The organism is Amycolatopsis thailandensis (assembly GCF_042723255.1).
GTDB lineage: Bacteria > Actinomycetota > Actinomycetes > Mycobacteriales > Pseudonocardiaceae > Amycolatopsis > Amycolatopsis thailandensis.
Window position 1 is genome coordinate 1 of the sequence record NZ_JBHXJK010000065.1, and the last position, 16786, is coordinate 16786.

Consider the following 16786-nt stretch of genomic DNA (forward strand, 5'->3'; position numbering starts at 1 on the left):
CCTTCCATGCGCCTAGCGCAAGGAAGGGGGCCTTCATGTACTTGGGCGCGCCGCCGCTGTGACTGCTGGTGCACCTGGAGCGAATGTGGCGATCACGGCGTCCGTGAAGTCCTGGACCCGCGCAGTGCCGCCCGCGTGAAGCGCTACCCGACGACCACCCTTTTGGGTTAGGTTCCCCCTCATGAAGCTGCGCTGGGGTGTCACCGCCGTCGTCTCCGCTCTCGCCGCCGTCCTGCTGCCCGGCGTGGCCACGGCCGCGCCCGCGTCTTCGGCGTCCTTGCCGCTCGTGCGCTGCGAGTTCACGCCGACCCCGGAAAACCCCGCGGCCCGGCCGGTCCTGCGGCCGCTCCCCTTCGCGCTGACCCGCGGCACGATCGACGTCACGTTCCGCTTCAACTACGGCCCGGTCACCGTGCGCCTGAACCGCGCGGGCGCCGCCCCGTGCGCCGCCCACAACCTGGCGAGCCTCGCGCTGCAGCGCTTCTACGACCACAGCCAGTGCTGGCGCCTGACGAACTCCTCGCGCCTCGGCGTCCTCCAATGCGGCGACATCTACGAAGCCGAGAAGGGCGGGCCGGGCTACAAGTTCCCGGACGAGGTCGACGGCACCGAGACCTACGAACGCGGCACCATCGCCATGGGCAACCAGGGCCCCGGCACCAACGGCAGCGAGTTCTTCATCGTGCACTCGTTCGCGAACATCCCGAAGAACTACTCGGTGATGGGCAAGGTCGTGCGGGGCATGGACGTGCTGGACAAGATCGTGGCCGCCGGGATCATCCCGACGGACCCGAACGGGCCGCAGGACGGGCTGCCCGCGAAGCCGGTGAAGATCCAGAAGGCGACCGTCGGTTTCTAGTGGTCGACGGTGCGAGGAATCGGGACACTCGAGGTCCCGATTCCTCGCACCGGTCGCTTCAAGCTCCTGCCACCGGCCCGCGTCACCCCATCCCACGATCCGGGAAGCCGAACCCGCCCTGGCCAGCGGCTGAGTAATTCGGGCGAAGCGCCCTTGTGCCGATCCGGTAGTCTGGTCGCCAAGGTCGAGAGGCGCTGCAACGGACCATGGAGTCCGCCACGCTCGGCCCCGGACTTCACCGCAAGGGCGCCTCCCACGACATGGGAGGAGCGCTGGATGGAAACGACCGCCCTGCGAAAGCTGCTGGACGAGCGCATAGTCGTGCTCGACGGCGCGTGGGGGTCGATGCTCCAGAACGCCGGCCTCAAGCCTGAGGATTACCGCACCGAGCGGTTCCAGGATCACCCCCGTGACATCACCGGCGACCCCGACCTGCTGAACCTCACCAGACCGGACGTGGTCCTCGACATCCACCGCCAGTATCTGGACGCCGGCGCGGACATCACGACGACGAACACCTTCACCGCCACCACCATCGGACAGGCGGATTACGGACTCGAGCACCTCGCGTACGAGATGAACCTCCGCGGTGCCCAGATCGCACGTGAGGCTGCGGACGCGGCGGGCGGCAAGTTCGTCGCCGGGTCGGTCGGGCCGCTGAACGTCACGTTGTCGCTGTCGCCCAAGGTCGAAGACCCGGCGTACCGCGCGGTGACCTTCGACGAGGTGTACGCCTCGTACGCCGATCAGATCAAGGCTCTCGCCGAGGGCGGCGTGGACCTGCTGCTGATCGAGACCATCTTCGACACCCTCAACTGCAAGGCCGCGATCTCCGCCGCCCGCGACGTCGCACCGCATCTGCCGCTGTGGATCTCCGTGACGATCGTCGACCTGAGCGGCCGGACGCTGTCCGGGCAGACCGTCGAGGCGTTCTGGAGCTCCATCGAGCACGCCGATCCGCTGCTGGTCGGCGTCAACTGCTCGCTGGGCGCCGAGGAGATGCGCCCGCACATCGCCGAACTGTCCCGCCTCGCGGGCACGTACACGGCCTGTCACCCCAACGCCGGCCTGCCGAACGCGTTCGGCGGGTACGACCAGACACCCGACGAGACCGGCGGACTGCTCGGCGACTTCGCCACGGCCGGGATGGTCAACGTCGTCGGCGGCTGCTGCGGCACGACCCCCGCGCACATCAAGGGAATCGCCGACGCCGTCCGCGGGATGGCGCCGCGCGCCCTGCCGGACGCCAAGCCGCACACCCGGTTCAGCGGTCTGGAGCCGTTCGAGATCGGCAAGGACACCGGGTTCGTCATGATCGGCGAGCGGACCAACGTCACCGGGTCCGCCAAGTTCCGCAAGCTGATCGAGGCCGACGACCATCAGGCCGCCGTCGACGTCGCGCTGGAGCAGGTCCGCGGCGGGGCGAACCTGCTGGACGTCAACATGGACGCCGACCTGCTCGACAGCGAAAAAGCGATGACCACGTTCCTCAACCTCATCGCCACCGAACCCGAGGTCGCCCGGCTGCCGATCATGATCGACAGCTCGCGCTGGACCGTCCTCGAAGCCGGGCTGAAATGCGTGCAGGGCAAGGGAGTCGTCAACTCCATCAGCCTCAAGGAAGGCGAGGAGCAGTTCCTCCAGCAGGCCCGGCGCATCCGTGATTACGGCGCGGGCGTGGTGGTCATGGCCTTCGACGAGACGGGCCAGGCCGACACCGCCGACCGCAAGGTCGAGATCTGCGGGCGTGCCTACGATCTGCTGACGCGGAAGGCCGGTTTCGTCGCCGAGGACATCATCTTCGACCCGAACGTGCTCGCGGTCGCGACCGGTATCTCCGAGCACAACGGCTACGCCAAGGCGTTCATCGACGCGCTGCCGCGGATCAAGGAACGCTGTCCCGGCGTGCACATCAGCGGCGGTATCTCGAACCTCTCGTTCTCCTTCCGCGGCAACAACGTCGTACGTGAGGCGATGCACTCGGCCTTCCTGCTGCACGCGGTGCGCGCGGGCCTGGACATGGGCATCGTCAACGCCGGGCAGCTCGCGGTCTACGAGGACATCCCCAAGGATCTGCTGGAACTGGTCGAGGACGTGCTCTTCGACCGCCGCGAGGACGCCACCGACAGGCTGGTCACGTTCGCGGAAACGGTCAGTGGCAAGGGAACCCAGCGCACCGTCGACCTCTCCTGGCGGGAGAACACGGTCGAGGCGCGCCTCAGCCACGCGCTGGTGCACGGCATCGTCGACTACATCGAAGAGGACACCGAGGAAGCGCGGCAGAAGTTGCCGCGGCCGCTCGAGGTCATCGAAGGTCCCTTGATGGACGGCATGAAGATCGTCGGCGACCTGTTCGGGTCCGGCAAGATGTTCCTGCCGCAGGTCGTCAAGAGCGCGCGCGTGATGAAGCGGTCCGTGGCCTACCTCGAACCGTTCATGGAGGCCGAAAAGGAGAAGGCCCGCCTCGAAGGCCGCGTCGAAACCCGTCAAGGCAACGGAAAGGTCGTCCTGGCGACGGTCAAGGGCGACGTGCACGACATCGGCAAGAACATCGTCGGCGTCGTCCTCGGCTGCAACAACTACGAGGTGATCGACCTCGGCGTGATGGTCCCGGCTTCGGTCATCCTGGACACCGCCGTCTCCGAAGGCGCCGACGCCATCGGGCTTTCCGGCCTGATCACGCCGTCGCTGGACGAAATGGTCAACGTCGCCGCCGAAATGGAGCGGCGCGGGCTGAAACTGCCGTTGCTGATCGGCGGCGCGACCACGTCGCGCCAGCACACCGCGGTCCGCATCGCGCCCGCGTACGAGAACACGACCGTCCACGTCCTCGACGCCTCCCGTGTCGTCGGCGTCGTCGGCGACCTGCTCGACGCGGACCGCGCCGAGATCCTCGATAAGAAGAACCGCGAGGACCAGGAAGAGCTGCGCGTCCAGCACGCGAACAAGCAGCGGACCCCGTTGCTGACGGTCGAGCAGGCCAGGGCCAACCCGGAAAAGGTCTCCTTCGACGAGATCCCGACGCCCGCGTTCACCGGCGTCCGGTACGTGTCCCCGTCGCTCACCGAGCTGCGCGAGATGATCGACTGGACCTTCCTCTTCCTGGCCTGGGAGCTGAAGGGCAAGTATCCGGCGATCCTCTCGAACCCGGTCGCGCAGGAGCTGTTCGACGACGCGAACACCCTGATGGACCAGATCATCGCCGAGGAGCGGTTCCAGGCCAAGGGCGCGTACGCGTTCTGGCCGGCGCACTCCGAGGGCGACGACATCATCCTGGAGTCGGGGGTCAAGTTCCCGATGCTGCGCCAGCAGACCAAGAAACCGCTGGAGCGGCCGAACCGCTGCCTGTCCGACTACATCGCCCCGGCCGGGGCGGGCGACCACCTCGGCGGGTTCGCGGTCACCATCCTCGGTGCCGAGGATTTCGCGGCCGAGTTCGAAGCGAAGCAGGACGACTACCGCGCCATCATGGTGAAGGCGCTCGCGGACAGGCTCGCCGAGGCGTTCGCCGAGTACATCCACCTGAAGGCACGGCGGGAGTGGTTCGAGCCCGACGCCGATCCGAAGCTGGAGGACCTGCACGCCGAAAGGTTCCGTGGCATCCGCCCCGCGCTCGGCTACCCGGCGAGCCCGGACCACAGCGAGAAGCAGGAGCTGTTCGACCTGCTCGACTCCGACAAGCTCGGCATGACCCTGACGGAGTCCTTCGCGATGTCGCCCGCGGCGAGCGTGTCCGGGCTGATCTTCGCCCACCCCGACTCGAAGTACTTCACCGTCGGACGGCTCGGCAAGGACCAGGTCGAGGACTACGCCACCCGGCGAGGTCTCGAACTGTCCACTGTGGAGCAGTGGCTGCGCCCGAACCTCGCCTACGAGCCCGAATGACACAATGATCGGGTGACTGCCGAGGGCTCGGACTTCCTGCAGCTGGACATCGGGGACGCACCACCGGGGCGCCGGTCGGACTGGCTGGCGTCGCGGTTGCGGCACGCCATCTCCGACGGCCGCCTGCCGGTCGGCAGCAGGCTGCCCGCGACCCGGTCGCTGGCCGCGGACCTGCGGGTTTCCCGCGGCGTGGTCACCGAGGCCTACCAACGGCTGGTCGAGGACGGCCACGTCGCCGGGCGCGGCCGCGCGGGAACGGTGGTCGTCGCGGCACCCGCGAGAACCAAGGAACAGACGACGTCCGGACCCCCGTCGGCGGGCACGATCTTCCAGCCCGCCCCGGGGATCGGCGTCTTCGACTCACTGCGGTCGACCCCGGCGAAGATCGACCTGTCCCCCGGCGTGCCGGATCTGACCGCCTTCCCGAGGACGGCTTGGCTCCGCGCCGAGCGCACCGTGCTCAACGACCTCTCGGCGGCCTCCTTCGGCTACGGCGACCCGAGGGGCGCGCCCGCGTTGCGGCTGGCCATCGCGCACTGGATCGCCCGCACCCGCGGCATCACCGCCGACGCCGACGACGTCCTGATCGTCGCCGGTGTCGCGCAGGGTCTCGGGTTGCTGGCTCAGGTGCTGTGCGACAACGGGATCTCCGAGATCGCCGTCGAGGACCCGAGTTCGCTGGGCGCGCGGCAGCATCTGCACGACCGCAGGCTGGCGACGCCGCCGATCCGCGTCGACGAAGACGGCATCGACGTCGGCGAGCTCGTCCGCAGCGGCGCGCCCGCCGTACTGCTCACGCCCGCGCACCAGTTCCCGACCGGTGTCGTGCTCGGCGGGGAACGCCGTCGCGAGCTCATGCGCTGGGCCGCGGACGGCGGGTTGATCATCGAGGACGACTACGACGCCGAACACCGCTACGACCGCCCGCCGGTCCCCGCGCTGCGCTCGATGCTCGCCGAACAGGTCTGTTACGCGGGCAGCGTGTCGAAATGGCTCGCGCCCGCGCTCCGGGTGGGCTGGATGCTGGTGCCGCCGCGCTACCGGGACGAGGTGGTCGCGGCCAAACGGTTCGCCGACCTGGGCAACGCCGTCCTCCCGCAGCTGGTGCTGGCGCATCTCATGGAGTCCGGCGAGATGGAGCGGCAGCTGCGGTTCGTCCGCAAACGCCATCGCCGTCGTCGCGACGCGATGATCGACGCGCTCCGGGCGCACCTGCCGGACGCCGTCGTGCACGGCGCGGCCGCCGGGCTGCACCTGACGATCACCTTCGACGCCGACTTCTCCGACCTCGACTTCGCCGCGGCCGCGCTGGAGCAGGGCGTGAAGGTGCAGCCGCTGTCGTGGCACTGTCAGCGGCCGATGAATCCGGGCCTCGTCCTCGGCTACGGATCCAGCCCGGCGAGCGACATCGCCGAGGGCATCGCCACCCTCGGCCGCCTCCGGCGCTAGCCCGCCTCCGCGTTTCGTCCTCTGAATGCGGTGGTTAGACGCCGAACTACCGCATTCAGAGGACGAATTGCCCGAGGAAGGCCAGGAGTACCGCCGGGTCTTCGACGTGGGCGTTGTGCCCCAGTCCGGGAAGTTCGGCGGAAGCCGGGCTGAGCGCGCGAAGCTGGTCGATGCGGCTCATGGGGTCATGCTCGCCGGCTGCGAGGGCGACCGGGCAGCGCGCGGCGCCGAGCAGACCGGGCATGTCGGGCGCGCCGACGGCGAACGCGTGGGGGTCCAGCGCCAGCCGCCAGCCGCCTTCGGTTTCGACGACGCCCTCGGGGTCCGCCTCGGCCAGTCCGGTGAGGCCGGCGATCTTGAGGAACGCCCGTTCGGCGTCCTCACGCTCCAGGAACACCCTGGGCGGTTTCGCCGCCATGTCGGCGGCCTTGGCGAGGTCGCCTTCGCTCCATTCGACCTTGACGCCGACCGCGAGCAGCCCTTCGACGTGGAGCCCGAACCACCCGCTCGCCAGGGCGAGGCCGACCACCCCGCCGAGGGAGTGGCCGATCACCAGCAGCGGACCGCGTTCCGGGAGCAGATCGGCGACCGCCCCGGCGAGACTCCCGAAGGAGTAGTGCGCCAGGTGCGGTGACGCCCCGTGCCCGGGGAGGTCGGGTGCCAGCCAGCGGTAGCCGGGCTGCAACATCAGGCCGTCCCACACCGCGCCGGTCGCGCCGAGGCCGTGCAACAGGAGCACGGCGGGGCCTTCGGTTCCGGCGGTGCGCAGTTTCAGTGGTTCCACGGGACGGATCTTTCCCCAGTCACCTGTGCGCGGGCTAGTCCGTGTCCGGTGAGCCTGTCGGCGCGAAGACCGCGGACAGGCTCACCGGACACGGGCTAGTGTTCGAAGCCGTGATCACCGATCCGGACACCTACACCCGGGGCGTGCCGTACGAGCACCTCGCGGCGCTGCGCCGGGAGTCGCCGGTCGTGCGGATGGACGATTTCTGGGCCGTGCTGCGGCATTCGGACGTCAAACACGTGCTGAGGAACCCGCGGCTGTTCTCGTCGAGCCTGGGCGGGACGCAGATCCGGGACCCGGCGACCGAACAGGACCTCGGGTACGTCCGGCGGATGATGCTCAACATGGATCCGCCCGAGCACGCCCGGCTGCGGGGCTTGCTCACCAAGGCGTTCACGCCGCGCGCGGTCGGCAGGCTGACCGAGCGGATCCATGGCTGGGCGCGGGAACTGATCGCCGGGATCGCGGCGGACGGCCAGTGCGATTTCGCCGCCGTCGCCGCCGATCTCCCGCTGCTGACGCTGGCCGAGGTCTTCGGGATCCCCGAACAGGACCGGCGGCTGATGTACGACTGGAGCAATCGCGTGATCGGCTACCAGGACGCCGACTACGCGGTGAGCGCGACGGTCGAAACCGGCGAGGTCACCGATCTCGCGCGGGCCGCGCTGGCCGTGCGTCCGGTACCGGGGCCGGACGGCGCGATGCCCGATCCGCGCACCCGCGCCGGGATGCCGGATCTCTACGCGTACGCCACCGCGCTCGGCGAGTACAAACGCCGTCACCCCGGCGACGACGTGATGAGCAACCTGATGAGTCACGTGGAAGACGGCGGGCGGGTGTCGATCGCGGAGTTCGAGAACCTGTTCTGGCTGTTTTCCGTGGCGGGCAACGAAACGCTGCGCAACGGCATCCCCGGCGGGATGCTGGCGCTGCTGTCGCATCCGGATCAGTACCGGCGGCTGCTGGCCGATCGTTCGCTGCTTCCCGGTGCGGTGGAAGAGATGTTGAGGTGGTGGACGCCGGTCATGCACTTCCGCCGGACCGCGACCGAGGACGTCGTCCTGTCCGATGTGGACATCCGGGCGGGTGACAAGGTCGTCGTCTGGTTCTCCGCCGCGAATCGGGACGAGTCCGTTTTCGCGGATCCGGACCGCTTCGACATCGGCCGCGCTCCCAACGACCATCTGACCTTCGGGCACGGTCCGCATTTCTGCCTCGGCGCGCAGCTCGCCAGGGTGCAGCTGCGCGCTATGTTCGAAGCGGTCCTGGACCTGCTCGGCGAGGCGGAACTCGCCGGTGATCCGGTGCGGTTGCGGTCGAACTTCCAGAACGGGCTGAAGTCCCTGCCGATCCGCTGGTGACCCGAAAGGGCCCTTCCCGCCCCCGAGCGCGGGAAGGGCCCTTTCACCCCCTTGGTCATTCGGCCGCGGCGAACTCCGGTTCGGCGACCGCGGTGCGGGCTTCGGCCCTGCGCAGGCCGACGACTCCGGACAGCGCCACCAGGACACTGATCACGGCGATGCCGGTGACGACGGTCAGCGCGGGCGCCAGACCGTTCAGCAGTGCGGCCGGGCCGGTGGCGCCTCCCGCGTTGCCGGTCAGGACCGCGGTCACCACGGCGAGGCCGATCGCACCGCCGACCTGGATCGACGTGTTCAGCAGACCGCCGGCGAGGCCCTGCTCGTCGTCGGAGATCCCGTTGGTCGCCTGGATGTTCAGCGAGGAGAACGCCAGCATGAAGCCGATGCCCAGCAGGATCATGCTCGGCAGCACCGAACCGGCGTAGCTGGAACTCTCGTCGATGCGCAGGAACAGCGCGTACCCGATGACGTGGGCGACGACCCCGGCGAGGATCGTGCGAGGCGTGCCGATCCGGTCGATCAACGGCTCGATCCGCGGGGAGCCGAAGGCCACGATCAGCGCGGCGGGCAGGAAGCCGAGCGCGGTCTGCAGCGCGGACCAGCCGAGAACCGTCTGCAGGTACAGCATGACCACGAACTGGAACCCGATGTAGGCGCCGAAGAACGTCGCGCCGCCGAGGTTGGCGCGGGCCAGCGGGCCGGAGCGCAGGATGCCGAGCCGGAGCAGCGGGTGCTTGCTGCGCTTCTCGATGAACACGAAGGTGCCGAGCAGGGCGAGCGCGAGGACGAACGTGATCAGCGTCCGCGGCGCGGCCCAGCCGATCTCCGGTGCCTCGACCACGGCGAACACCAGCAGGAGCGAACCGGCGGCGCCGGTGATCGCGCCCGGGAAGTCGTAGCCGCCACCCTCCTGCGGGCGATAGGACGGGATCAGCTTGATCGCGGCGGCCAGCGCGGCGAGCGCGATCGGCACCGGCAGCAGGAACGTCCAGCGCCAGCCCACCTCGGTGAGCAGACCGGAGAACACGAGCCCCGCGGAGTAACCACTGGCACCGAAGACGGCGAAGATGCTGATCGCCCGGTTGCGGGCGGGACCTTCGTGGAAGGTCGTGGTGATGATGGACAGGGCGGCGGGGGCGGTGAACGCGGCCGCGAGGCCCTTGATGAAGCGGGTGGCGATCAGCAGCGCGCCGTCGTCGACGAGGCCGCCGAGCAGGGAAGCGAGCGCGAAGACCGCGACGGCGACCAGGAAGACCCGGCGCCTGCCGAGCAGGTCGGCGGTGCGCCCGCCGAGGAGCAGCAGACCGCCGTAGCCGAGCACATAGGCGCTGATGACCCATTGCAAGGCACCGGTGGAGAGGCCGAGTTCGGCCTGGATGGACGGGAGGGCGACGGCGACCATCGACACGTCGAGCGCGTCGAGGCCCACGACGACGGACACGGTGAGCAGGACACCCCAGAGGCGCGCGTCCCACCTTGTAGAGCTGGTGGACAGCTGCACGGAAGAACTCATGATCGGTACATTACATGCATACGCATCTAATGCAAGTGCATTAAATGACTTTGCATAAAATTCACGTGCATGCTATCTTGGGCCTCGTGAGCGACGTCGCCGAACAAGACCTGCTGCGGGAATGGCGTGACCTGTCCGCCCGGCACGCGGCGGTCTTCGGCCGCCTCGAGTGCCGGCTCCAGGAGCGTCACGGCCTCGGCGTCACCGAGTTCGAAGCCCTGGAACGCCTGGTCAACTGCGTCGTCGGCAAATGCCGCGCGGCCGACCTGACCGAGGTCGTCCACCTGAGCCAGAGCGCCACCTCACGGCTCGTCGCCCGGCTGGAACGCGAGGGCCTCGTCCAGCGCGCGCTCTGCGAGTCGGATCGGCGCGGGATCTTCGTCGTCGTGACCGACGAGGGCCGCCGTCGCTACGAAGAGGCGAAGCCGACGCACCGGACGACTCTCGAAGAGACCCTCACCGTCCAGGCCTGAGGCCGGCCATCGTCACTTCTCGCCGATCTTGACGGTGGTCAAGGTGATCACCGCGTCCGCGGCCACCTTCGTGCCCGGCGCCGAGTCCTGCCCGGCCTGCACCCGGTTCCGGTCCATCACGAGCATTCGCCCGAGCGAAGCACTCGCTCGGCCAGGTAAAGAATTTTTGACACCAAGTCTGGAATTCTTTACCTTGGGCGTCGTGGCACTGGAAGAGAAACGCGCGTGGATCATGGCCGCGGTCACGATCTGCGCCTACGCGGTGTACTTGATCGTCGTCCTCGGCCGGGCGGGCTCCGGCTCGCTCACCGACGTCCCTTACGTGGCGACGCTGCTGTGGACGGTCGGGGCGGCCATCGTGGCTTCGATCGTCCTGCACATCGCGGCGTCGATCGCCTCACCTCGGGACGCGGGCCGGAAAGACCAGCGAGACCGCGAGATCGGCCGGTTCGGTGAGCACATCGGACAGTCCTTCGTCGTGATCGGCGGCGTCGCGGCGCTCGTCATGGCGATGGCCGAACTGGACCACTTCTGGATCGCCAACACCGTGTACCTCGCCTTCGTCCTGTCTTCCCTGCTCGGCTCGATCGCGAAGATCGCCGCGTACCGCCGGGGATTCCAGACATGGTGAAACCGACCAAGGTCACGAACTCCATCCGCGCCCTGCGGTTCGCCGCGGACGAGATGACCCAGGCGGAACTCGCGGACCGGGTCGGCGTCACGCGCCAGACGGTCATCGCGATCGAGCAGGGCCGCTACTCACCGTCCCTGGAGATGGCCTTCCAGATCGCCAGGGTGTTCGGCGTCGGGCTCGACGACGTCTTCCAGTATCCGGACTAGGAAACGAGGCCGCCATGAAGGCGATCGTCCAGAACGAGTACGGCACCACCGAGGTCCTGGCACTGACCGAACTGCCCGAACCCGAAGCTGGACCGGACGGTGTGGTCGTGCGGATCCGGGCGGCGGCCGTCGACCCCGGCGTCTGGCATCTCATGGAAGGAACGCCGTACCTGGTGCGGCTGATGGGTTTCGGGGTGCGGAGACCGAAGGCCCGCGTCCGCGGGCTGGACTTCGCCGGCGTCGTGCACGCGGTCGGCGCCGACGTCACGCGGTTCCGCGTCGGCGACGAGGTTTTCGGCACCTGTCAAGGTTCCTTCGCCGAGTACGCGCTGACCACAGTGGACAAGATCGCGCGGAAGCCCGAGACGCTCGGCTTCGAGGAAGCGGCTGCCATCCCTATTTCCGCGTTTACCGCGCTTCAGGCGCTTCGCGACCGAGGGCGGGTCGCACCCCGGCAGAAGGTCCTGATCATCGGCGCGGGTGGTGGCGTCGGCACGTTCGCGGTGCAGATCGCCAAGGCGTTCGGCGCCCAGGTGGACGGCGTGTGCGGACCGGCCAAGGTCGACCTCGTCCGCTCGCTCGGCGCGGACACGGTGTTCGACTACACGCGCGAAGGGTTCGGCGGCGGCTACGACCTCATCCTCGACACCGCGGGCAATCGATCGCTGACCTCACTGCGGAAATCCCTCACCCCGCGAGGAACTCTCGTGATCGTCGGCGGCGAGGGCGAGGGAAGGTGGATCGGCCCGGTCGCCCGCAACCTGCGGGCGCTGCTGCTCGGGCCGTTCGTGAAGCAGAAGCTGCGCGGCCTGTTCTCCACGGAGAATCAGGACGATCTGCAGACGCTGCGTGCGCTCGTCGAGGCGGGAAAGGTGAAGCCGGTCATCGACCGCGCCTTCTCGCTGGCCGAAGTGCCCGAGGCCATCCGCTACGCCAACGAGGGGCACGCGCGCGGCAAGGTCGTCATCACCGTCTGATGTTCGTCCTCGTGTTGGGCTCCGGTCATCTCGGCGGTGTTCGCTCTCGGAGAGCCGTCCGCCGAGCCGAGGAGACCACCGATGTCCGTCAACCGCCGGGACCTGTTGCGAGGCGCCGCCACCGCCGGTGCGCTGGGGCTGGCCTGGCCGTTGAGCTCGCGGATGACGGTCGCGCAGGCGGAAGAGGCCGCGGCGGCGCTGGGCGCGACCTGGGACGAGGCGCCGTTCACGCTCGGCGTCGCGTCCGGCGACCCGGTGCCCTACGGCGTCGCCCTCTGGACCAGGCTCGCGCCGAAACCGATGGAGTTCGAGCAGCCGCTGGACGACACCGTCGAGGTCGCCTGGGAGGTCGCCACCGATCGCGGGTTCCGCCGCCGCGTGGCCCGCGGGACGACGGCGGCCACCGCCGGGCTCGGGCACAGCGTGCACGTCCCGGTGTCCGGGCTGGAGCCGGGCTCGCAGTACTACTACCGCTTCCAGGCCCTCGGCAAGGTCAGCCGGGTCGGCCGCACCCGCACGGCACCGGTCGGGCCGGGCCGGCGGGTCCGGTTCGCCTCGGCGAACTGCCAGGCGTTCCACGACGGTTTCTACGCGGCGCACGCCGGGATCGCGCGCGAGGACCTCGATTTCGTCGTCCACCTCGGTGACTACGTCTACGAGCACGGTCAGGTCGGCGGGAACCCGCTACGCGACCACGAAGGCCCCGAAGTGCTGACGCTGCCGGCGTACCGGCGGCGGCACGCGCTCTACAAGTCCGACCCCTCGCTCCGGGACGCCCACGCGGCCCACCCCTGGTTCATCACCTGGGACGATCACGAGGTCGTCAACGACTACAGCGGGACCACCCCTTCACTGCAGGCTCGGCGTTCGGCGGCGTACCAGGCCTGGTACGAGCACATGCCGGTGCGCCCCGACCACCCCTCGACGCCGCGGATCCACCGGCAGCGCCGCTGGGGCGATCTGCTGGATCTGTCCATTTTGGATCTGCGGCAGTACCGGTCGGCGCAGAACCTGCCCGACGGGACGATCCTCGGCGCGGACCAGAAGGGCTGGCTCAAGGATCAGGTGACCGGCGCGGGCGAGGCGTGGCACTGCTGGGTGAACTCGATCATGCTGAGCCAGCTGGCGAAGCCCGGTGGCGGCTACATGTTCACGGACCAGTGGGACGGCTTCCTCGCCGAACGCAAAGAGGTACTGACCCATGTGGCCCAGAGCGGCCTCGAAGACTTCGTGGTGATCACCGGCGACTGGCACTCCGCGTTCGTCGACGACATCCGCCCGGACTTCGCGGATCCGTCCACCCCGGTGATCGGGACGGAGTTCACCGCGCACTCGGTCACCTCCGGCGCCTACTCCCCCGAGTGGAACGCCACCAACGGGCCGAAGATGGGCGCGGCGAACCCGCACCTCAAGTACTTCGAAGGCGACCGGTACGGCTACGACGTCTACGAGGTCACGCCCCGCCGCTGGAGCACGCACATGCGGGTGGTGGGCGACCGGCGCGACCCGCGTTCGCCGGTGAGCACCCTGACGACGTTCCACGTCGACCGCGGGAGGCCGGGATCCTACGAGGACCGGGCCACGCTCACGTCTCCCGCGCAGTACCGGCGGCACTAGGCCGAAAGAGGCGCGACGAGACTCAGAAGAGGGGCGGGGGACGCTCTTTCGGAGCAGTGCGGCTCACCGCCCGCGTTCTCGTTTCACCTGCCCGATGAATTCACGACAATTCTTCCGTGCGGTTAATCTGAGCTTTCCATTGGGAACGATCCGCGGGAGAAAGCAATGAAGAAGAAAATCGCCGCTTTAGTCATGGCCGCCTTTTCGGCGGCCGGATTCCTGGCCGCCTCACCGGCCTCCGCGGCGACCGAAAGCCAGTTCCCGCCCTACGGATGCGACAGCAACCGCTACGGAATCGTCTTCGGCGAGGCGATTTCCCTGACCTGCTTCTCCCTGCCGAGACACTCGGAAACCTATCGGGTGGTCGCCCATTGCGCTTCGGGATCATCCTTGTGGTTCACCGTCGGGCATTGGGTTCCGGTCGGCTTCGGCACGTCGACCGCCGAATGTCGCGGCGGACTGCTCGCGAACGCCTACGTCGCGGGATATCACGTAGACGACTTCTAATATCCGAATGAAACGATGTTGATCTTCCCGGGGCGTTTCAGCGTCCGCTCCCGGCGGGTCCCCACCGGCCCACTTCCGCGGTGAGCCACCGATGCAGGGAAAAGGCCAGTTCGACCGGCGCGTCGAACTGGATCAGATGCCCGGCGTCCGGAATGACGTCGAGGAGGGCGCCGGGAATCGCGTTCGCGAGCTGTTCCGCCCGGTCCACCGGGATCCACGTGTCGTCCGCACCCCAGATCACCTTCACCGGCAACGCGAGTTCGGGATAGCGGTCCTGGATCTCGTCGGTGTACCGGACGTCCGCCTCGGCGATCTGCCGGTAAAAGGCGCGTTGCCCCGCCGTGTCCAGCCACGGCCCGGTCAGCGTGTCCAGTTGCGCGCGGGTGAGACCACGATGGGAGGCCGTCCCGATGTAAGACTCCAGGGCGCCTCTGTGCACCGTCGGGGGCTGCGCCTGGAAGACCTCGGCGTTCTCCGCGACGAGCCGGAAGAACTCCGATCCCCATGGCCGCAACGCGACGACGTCCACCAGGGCGAGCGAGGAGTATTCGGCGCCGTGCAGCAGCTTCGCCCGCAGTGAAACGGCCCCGCCGTAGTCGTGGGCGATCACGTGCGGGGCAGTCAGCCCCCAATGCCCGAGGAGGTCGGCGAAGAGTTCGCCCTGCGTACCGAGATCGACGTCGTGACCGGGTTCCTTCGACGAGCGGCCGTACCCCGGCATGTCCCAGACGTGGACGGCGAACTCCTCGCTGAGCGCTCGTGCGAAAGGCGCCCACAGCTGGGCCGACCACGGTGTCCCGTGGCACAGCACCACCGGGGCGCCTTCGCCGAGGCGTTCCCACGCCACCGAACGGCCACGCCACTCGTACGTCCGCGACAACTCCAGCTCACCGAAAGCCATGATCGCGATCGTAGTGGCGATGGCCTGTTCAGTCGGGCAATTCCAGTTCCGCATGCCGCTTGGACAGCATCTCCGCCAGTTCCCGGAGTTTGATGTTCATGTTCTGCGACGTGTGCCGCAGCACCTCGAACGCCTCCGCCGCGTCGATCCCGCGGCGCGCCATCAGGATGCCCTTGGCCTGCCCGATCGCGTCCCTGCTGTCCAGCGCCTGCTGGAGCTGCTCCTCCTGGAGCTGACCGCGGGTGACCGCGTGCGTGGTCGCCAGCGCCAGCGACGCGTGCGTCGCCAGCAGCAACAGCACGTCGCGGTCGGGCCTCGCGATGCCGTGCGGGCGCCGCGAGTACACGTTCAGCGCCCCGGAAAGTTCCGAACTCGACGAGTCCGGCAGCAGGGCCGTCGAAACCAGCGAGTGGAAACCCAGCGACGCGGCGGCCGGGCCGAAACGCGGCCAGCGGGCGTCTTCGGCGAGGTTGTCGCTGAAGGCCGCCGCCGGTCCCGAAACGCGCGCCGCTTCGACACAGGCGCCTTCGCCGTACTGGTACTGCAACTGGTCCAGTTCGCCGGCGATCTCGTCGGTCCCCACCGGCGTGTGGAACCCGCCGTCGGGATCGAGGAGGGTGACGCTCACCAGGTCCGCGCCCGGCACCAGGTCCCGCGTCGCGAAGACCACCCGTTCGAGTACCGCGGCGACCGAACCTGAATCCAGCAACGCCCTGGTCAGGGATACGAACTGCTTAACCAGTGGCCCGGCGATGAGCCGAGCGCCGTTCTCGGAGATCACCGGCAGGTCGCCGTCGCCGACATCCTCGACGAATCGGTTCTTGTCCTGCTGCCAGTCGACTTCATCGGCCAAAGCCCGCCTCTCCCACTTCTGCACATCGGCGTGATGCACCACGGGAGTCACCGGCGAGAACCGGCGCCGAGCGCGCACCATCAACCGCCGCAACCAACCCGGTTACCGGCGGATCGGCGCTAACTTCTCAACGCTCAGAACCGCTTTCGGAAGCCGACCTTAGCCGAGTGCGATCACCCCGCCTACCGCGACCCACGTTCGACCCGTCCCGGATCGCCTCTTCCGGTCACGCCGTCGATGAACCGTTCCGCCACCTGGCGTAACCTGACGTTCTCCCGCTGGGACTGGACCACCAGCGACGAGAACGCCTCCGTCCTCGTCGACCCGGCGCACGGCCATGAGCACGCCTTTGGCCTGGTCGATGACGGCCCTGGAAGTCAGCGCGGTCCGCGGCTGCCCGATCGTCGTCCTGGCGTCGACATAGCGCGCGAGGTTCTCGCTCACCGACAACGGCGCGGCCAGGAAGCTGGCGAAAACCGGCCCGCGACCCGCACGATCTCCCCGGTGGCGCCCGCCTCCAGACAGCGACCGTTCCGTGATCGAGTACGACGACGCTCTCGCGGTCCCGACGGCGGGGTGCGGGTGACCGTCGTGCAGCAGGGTGATGGACACCTCGTCGAGCGGCAGTACGCCCGCCGGCTTCGGTCGGTTCATGGCGCCTCCTGCCCTCTCCTGGGCGAAGTACCCATTCGGCTGCCTGCTCATGTTTCACCCAGGGCGTGGGTTGGTACCCGGATCTCACGTTGCCGAGAACCTCGGGGGTGATC

General features: G+C 68.7%; 15 protein-coding genes. 10 read left to right on the forward strand and 5 right to left on the reverse strand.

All coding sequences use genetic code 11. The annotated features are described in order from the left end of the window. The first annotated feature begins 181 nt into the window (after window positions 1-181). From ACFWMR_RS24865 to pdxR, 3 genes are all read left to right on the forward strand, one after another. Entirely contained in the window at window positions 182-859 is a 678-nt protein-coding gene (locus ACFWMR_RS24865; RefSeq protein WP_378380079.1) for a peptidylprolyl isomerase, read from the forward strand. A gap of 276 nt (window positions 860-1135) precedes the next feature. Beyond that, entirely contained in the window at window positions 1136-4744 is a 3609-nt protein-coding gene (metH, locus tag ACFWMR_RS24870; protein WP_378380080.1) for a methionine synthase, read from the forward strand. A 12-nt stretch (window positions 4745-4756) separates the two neighbouring features. Continuing rightward, window positions 4757-6193: a MocR-like pyridoxine biosynthesis transcription factor PdxR gene (pdxR, locus tag ACFWMR_RS24875; protein WP_378278387.1), complete on the forward strand. Its 1437-nt coding sequence runs from the start codon at window positions 4757-4759 to the stop codon at window positions 6191-6193. A 55-nt stretch (window positions 6194-6248) separates the two neighbouring features. Here the strand turns inward: pdxR and ACFWMR_RS24880 are convergent, their stop codons facing one another. Continuing rightward, window positions 6249-6977, reverse strand: a complete 729-nt coding sequence (locus ACFWMR_RS24880) for an alpha/beta fold hydrolase (protein WP_093932979.1) — start codon at window positions 6975-6977, stop codon at window positions 6249-6251. 110 nt (window positions 6978-7087) lie between these two features. On the opposite strand from ACFWMR_RS24880, the gene ACFWMR_RS24885 reads away from it, so the two are divergent. Beyond that, entirely contained in the window at window positions 7088-8338 is a 1251-nt protein-coding gene (locus tag ACFWMR_RS24885) for a cytochrome P450 (protein ID WP_378380109.1), read from the forward strand. 55 nt (window positions 8339-8393) lie between these two features. On the opposite strand, the gene ACFWMR_RS24890 is transcribed toward ACFWMR_RS24885, so the two are convergent. Then, window positions 8394-9851, reverse strand: a complete 1458-nt coding sequence (locus ACFWMR_RS24890) for an MFS transporter (protein ID WP_093932977.1) — start codon at window positions 9849-9851, stop codon at window positions 8394-8396. Between the two features lie 86 nt (window positions 9852-9937). Here ACFWMR_RS24890 and ACFWMR_RS24895 point away from each other — a divergent pair, with 86 nt between their 5' ends. The 6 genes from ACFWMR_RS24895 (at window position 9938) to ACFWMR_RS24920 (ending at window position 14265) form a co-directional block, all read left to right on the forward strand. Further along, the gene (locus ACFWMR_RS24895) at window positions 9938-10324 is read left to right on the forward strand and encodes a MarR family winged helix-turn-helix transcriptional regulator (protein WP_378380081.1); all 387 of its coding nucleotides are present in this window, start codon (window positions 9938-9940) and stop codon (window positions 10322-10324) included. A 202-nt stretch (window positions 10325-10526) separates the two neighbouring features. Then, window positions 10527-10955, forward strand: a complete 429-nt coding sequence (locus ACFWMR_RS24900; RefSeq protein WP_378380082.1) for a hypothetical protein — start codon at window positions 10527-10529, stop codon at window positions 10953-10955. After that, window positions 10949-11164, forward strand: a complete 216-nt coding sequence (locus tag ACFWMR_RS24905) for a helix-turn-helix transcriptional regulator (RefSeq protein WP_378380083.1) — start codon at window positions 10949-10951, stop codon at window positions 11162-11164. The genes ACFWMR_RS24900 and ACFWMR_RS24905 overlap by 7 nt, the downstream gene beginning before the upstream one ends. Before the next feature lie 14 nt (window positions 11165-11178). Continuing rightward, complete coding sequence (locus ACFWMR_RS24910) at window positions 11179-12141, forward strand: NAD(P)-dependent alcohol dehydrogenase (RefSeq protein WP_378380084.1); 963 nt, start codon at window positions 11179-11181, stop codon at window positions 12139-12141. An 81-nt stretch (window positions 12142-12222) separates the two neighbouring features. Next, window positions 12223-13758 (forward strand): alkaline phosphatase D family protein, encoded by a 1536-nt coding sequence (locus ACFWMR_RS24915; RefSeq protein ID WP_378380085.1) that lies wholly within the window; start codon window positions 12223-12225, stop codon window positions 13756-13758. A 165-nt stretch (window positions 13759-13923) separates the two neighbouring features. Beyond that, window positions 13924-14265 carry a hypothetical protein gene (locus tag ACFWMR_RS24920; protein ID WP_093932973.1) on the forward strand — a complete coding sequence of 114 codons (342 nt, stop codon included), beginning with the start codon at window positions 13924-13926 and terminating at the stop codon, window positions 14263-14265. 37 nt (window positions 14266-14302) lie between these two features. Here ACFWMR_RS24920 and ACFWMR_RS24925 read toward each other — a convergent pair whose 3' ends face one another. The 3 genes from ACFWMR_RS24925 to ACFWMR_RS24935 all read right to left on the reverse strand — a co-directional run bounded on the left by ACFWMR_RS24925 (window position 14303) and on the right by ACFWMR_RS24935 (window position 16673). After that, on the reverse strand, window positions 14303-15166 hold the full coding sequence (locus ACFWMR_RS24925) for an alpha/beta fold hydrolase (protein WP_378380086.1): 864 nt from the start codon (window positions 15164-15166) through the stop codon (window positions 14303-14305). Between the two features lie 28 nt (window positions 15167-15194). Next, on the reverse strand, window positions 15195-16019 hold the full coding sequence (locus tag ACFWMR_RS24930; RefSeq protein WP_378278164.1) for an ANTAR domain-containing protein: 825 nt from the start codon (window positions 16017-16019) through the stop codon (window positions 15195-15197). Window positions 16020-16178: 159 nt separating this feature from the next. Then, the gene (locus ACFWMR_RS24935; protein ID WP_378380087.1) at window positions 16179-16673 is read right to left on the reverse strand and encodes an ANTAR domain-containing protein; all 495 of its coding nucleotides are present in this window, start codon (window positions 16671-16673) and stop codon (window positions 16179-16181) included. Between the last annotated feature and the right edge of the window lie 113 nt (window positions 16674-16786).

Excerpts from the sequence above, each read along its gene's own strand:
- ACFWMR_RS24865 (WP_378380079.1), top strand. The coding sequence starts at position 182 with ATGAAGCTGCGCTGGGGTGTCACCGCCGTCGTCTCCGCTCTCGCCGCC.
- metH (WP_378380080.1), top strand. The coding sequence starts at position 1,136 with ATGGAAACGACCGCCCTGCGAAAGCTGCTGGACGAGCGCATAGTCGTG.
- ACFWMR_RS24890 (WP_093932977.1), bottom strand. The coding sequence starts at position 9,851 with ATGAGTTCTTCCGTGCAGCTGTCCACCAGCTCTACAAGGTGGGACGCG.
- ACFWMR_RS24905 (WP_378380083.1), top strand. The coding sequence starts at position 10,949 with ATGGTGAAACCGACCAAGGTCACGAACTCCATCCGCGCCCTGCGGTTC.
- ACFWMR_RS24910 (WP_378380084.1), top strand. The coding sequence starts at position 11,179 with ATGAAGGCGATCGTCCAGAACGAGTACGGCACCACCGAGGTCCTGGCA.
- ACFWMR_RS24915 (WP_378380085.1), top strand. The coding sequence starts at position 12,223 with ATGTCCGTCAACCGCCGGGACCTGTTGCGAGGCGCCGCCACCGCCGGT.
- ACFWMR_RS24920 (WP_093932973.1), top strand. The coding sequence starts at position 13,924 with ATGAAGAAGAAAATCGCCGCTTTAGTCATGGCCGCCTTTTCGGCGGCC.
- ACFWMR_RS24925 (WP_378380086.1), bottom strand. The coding sequence starts at position 15,166 with ATGGCTTTCGGTGAGCTGGAGTTGTCGCGGACGTACGAGTGGCGTGGC.
- ACFWMR_RS24935 (WP_378380087.1), bottom strand. The coding sequence starts at position 16,673 with ATGAACCGACCGAAGCCGGCGGGCGTACTGCCGCTCGACGAGGTGTCC.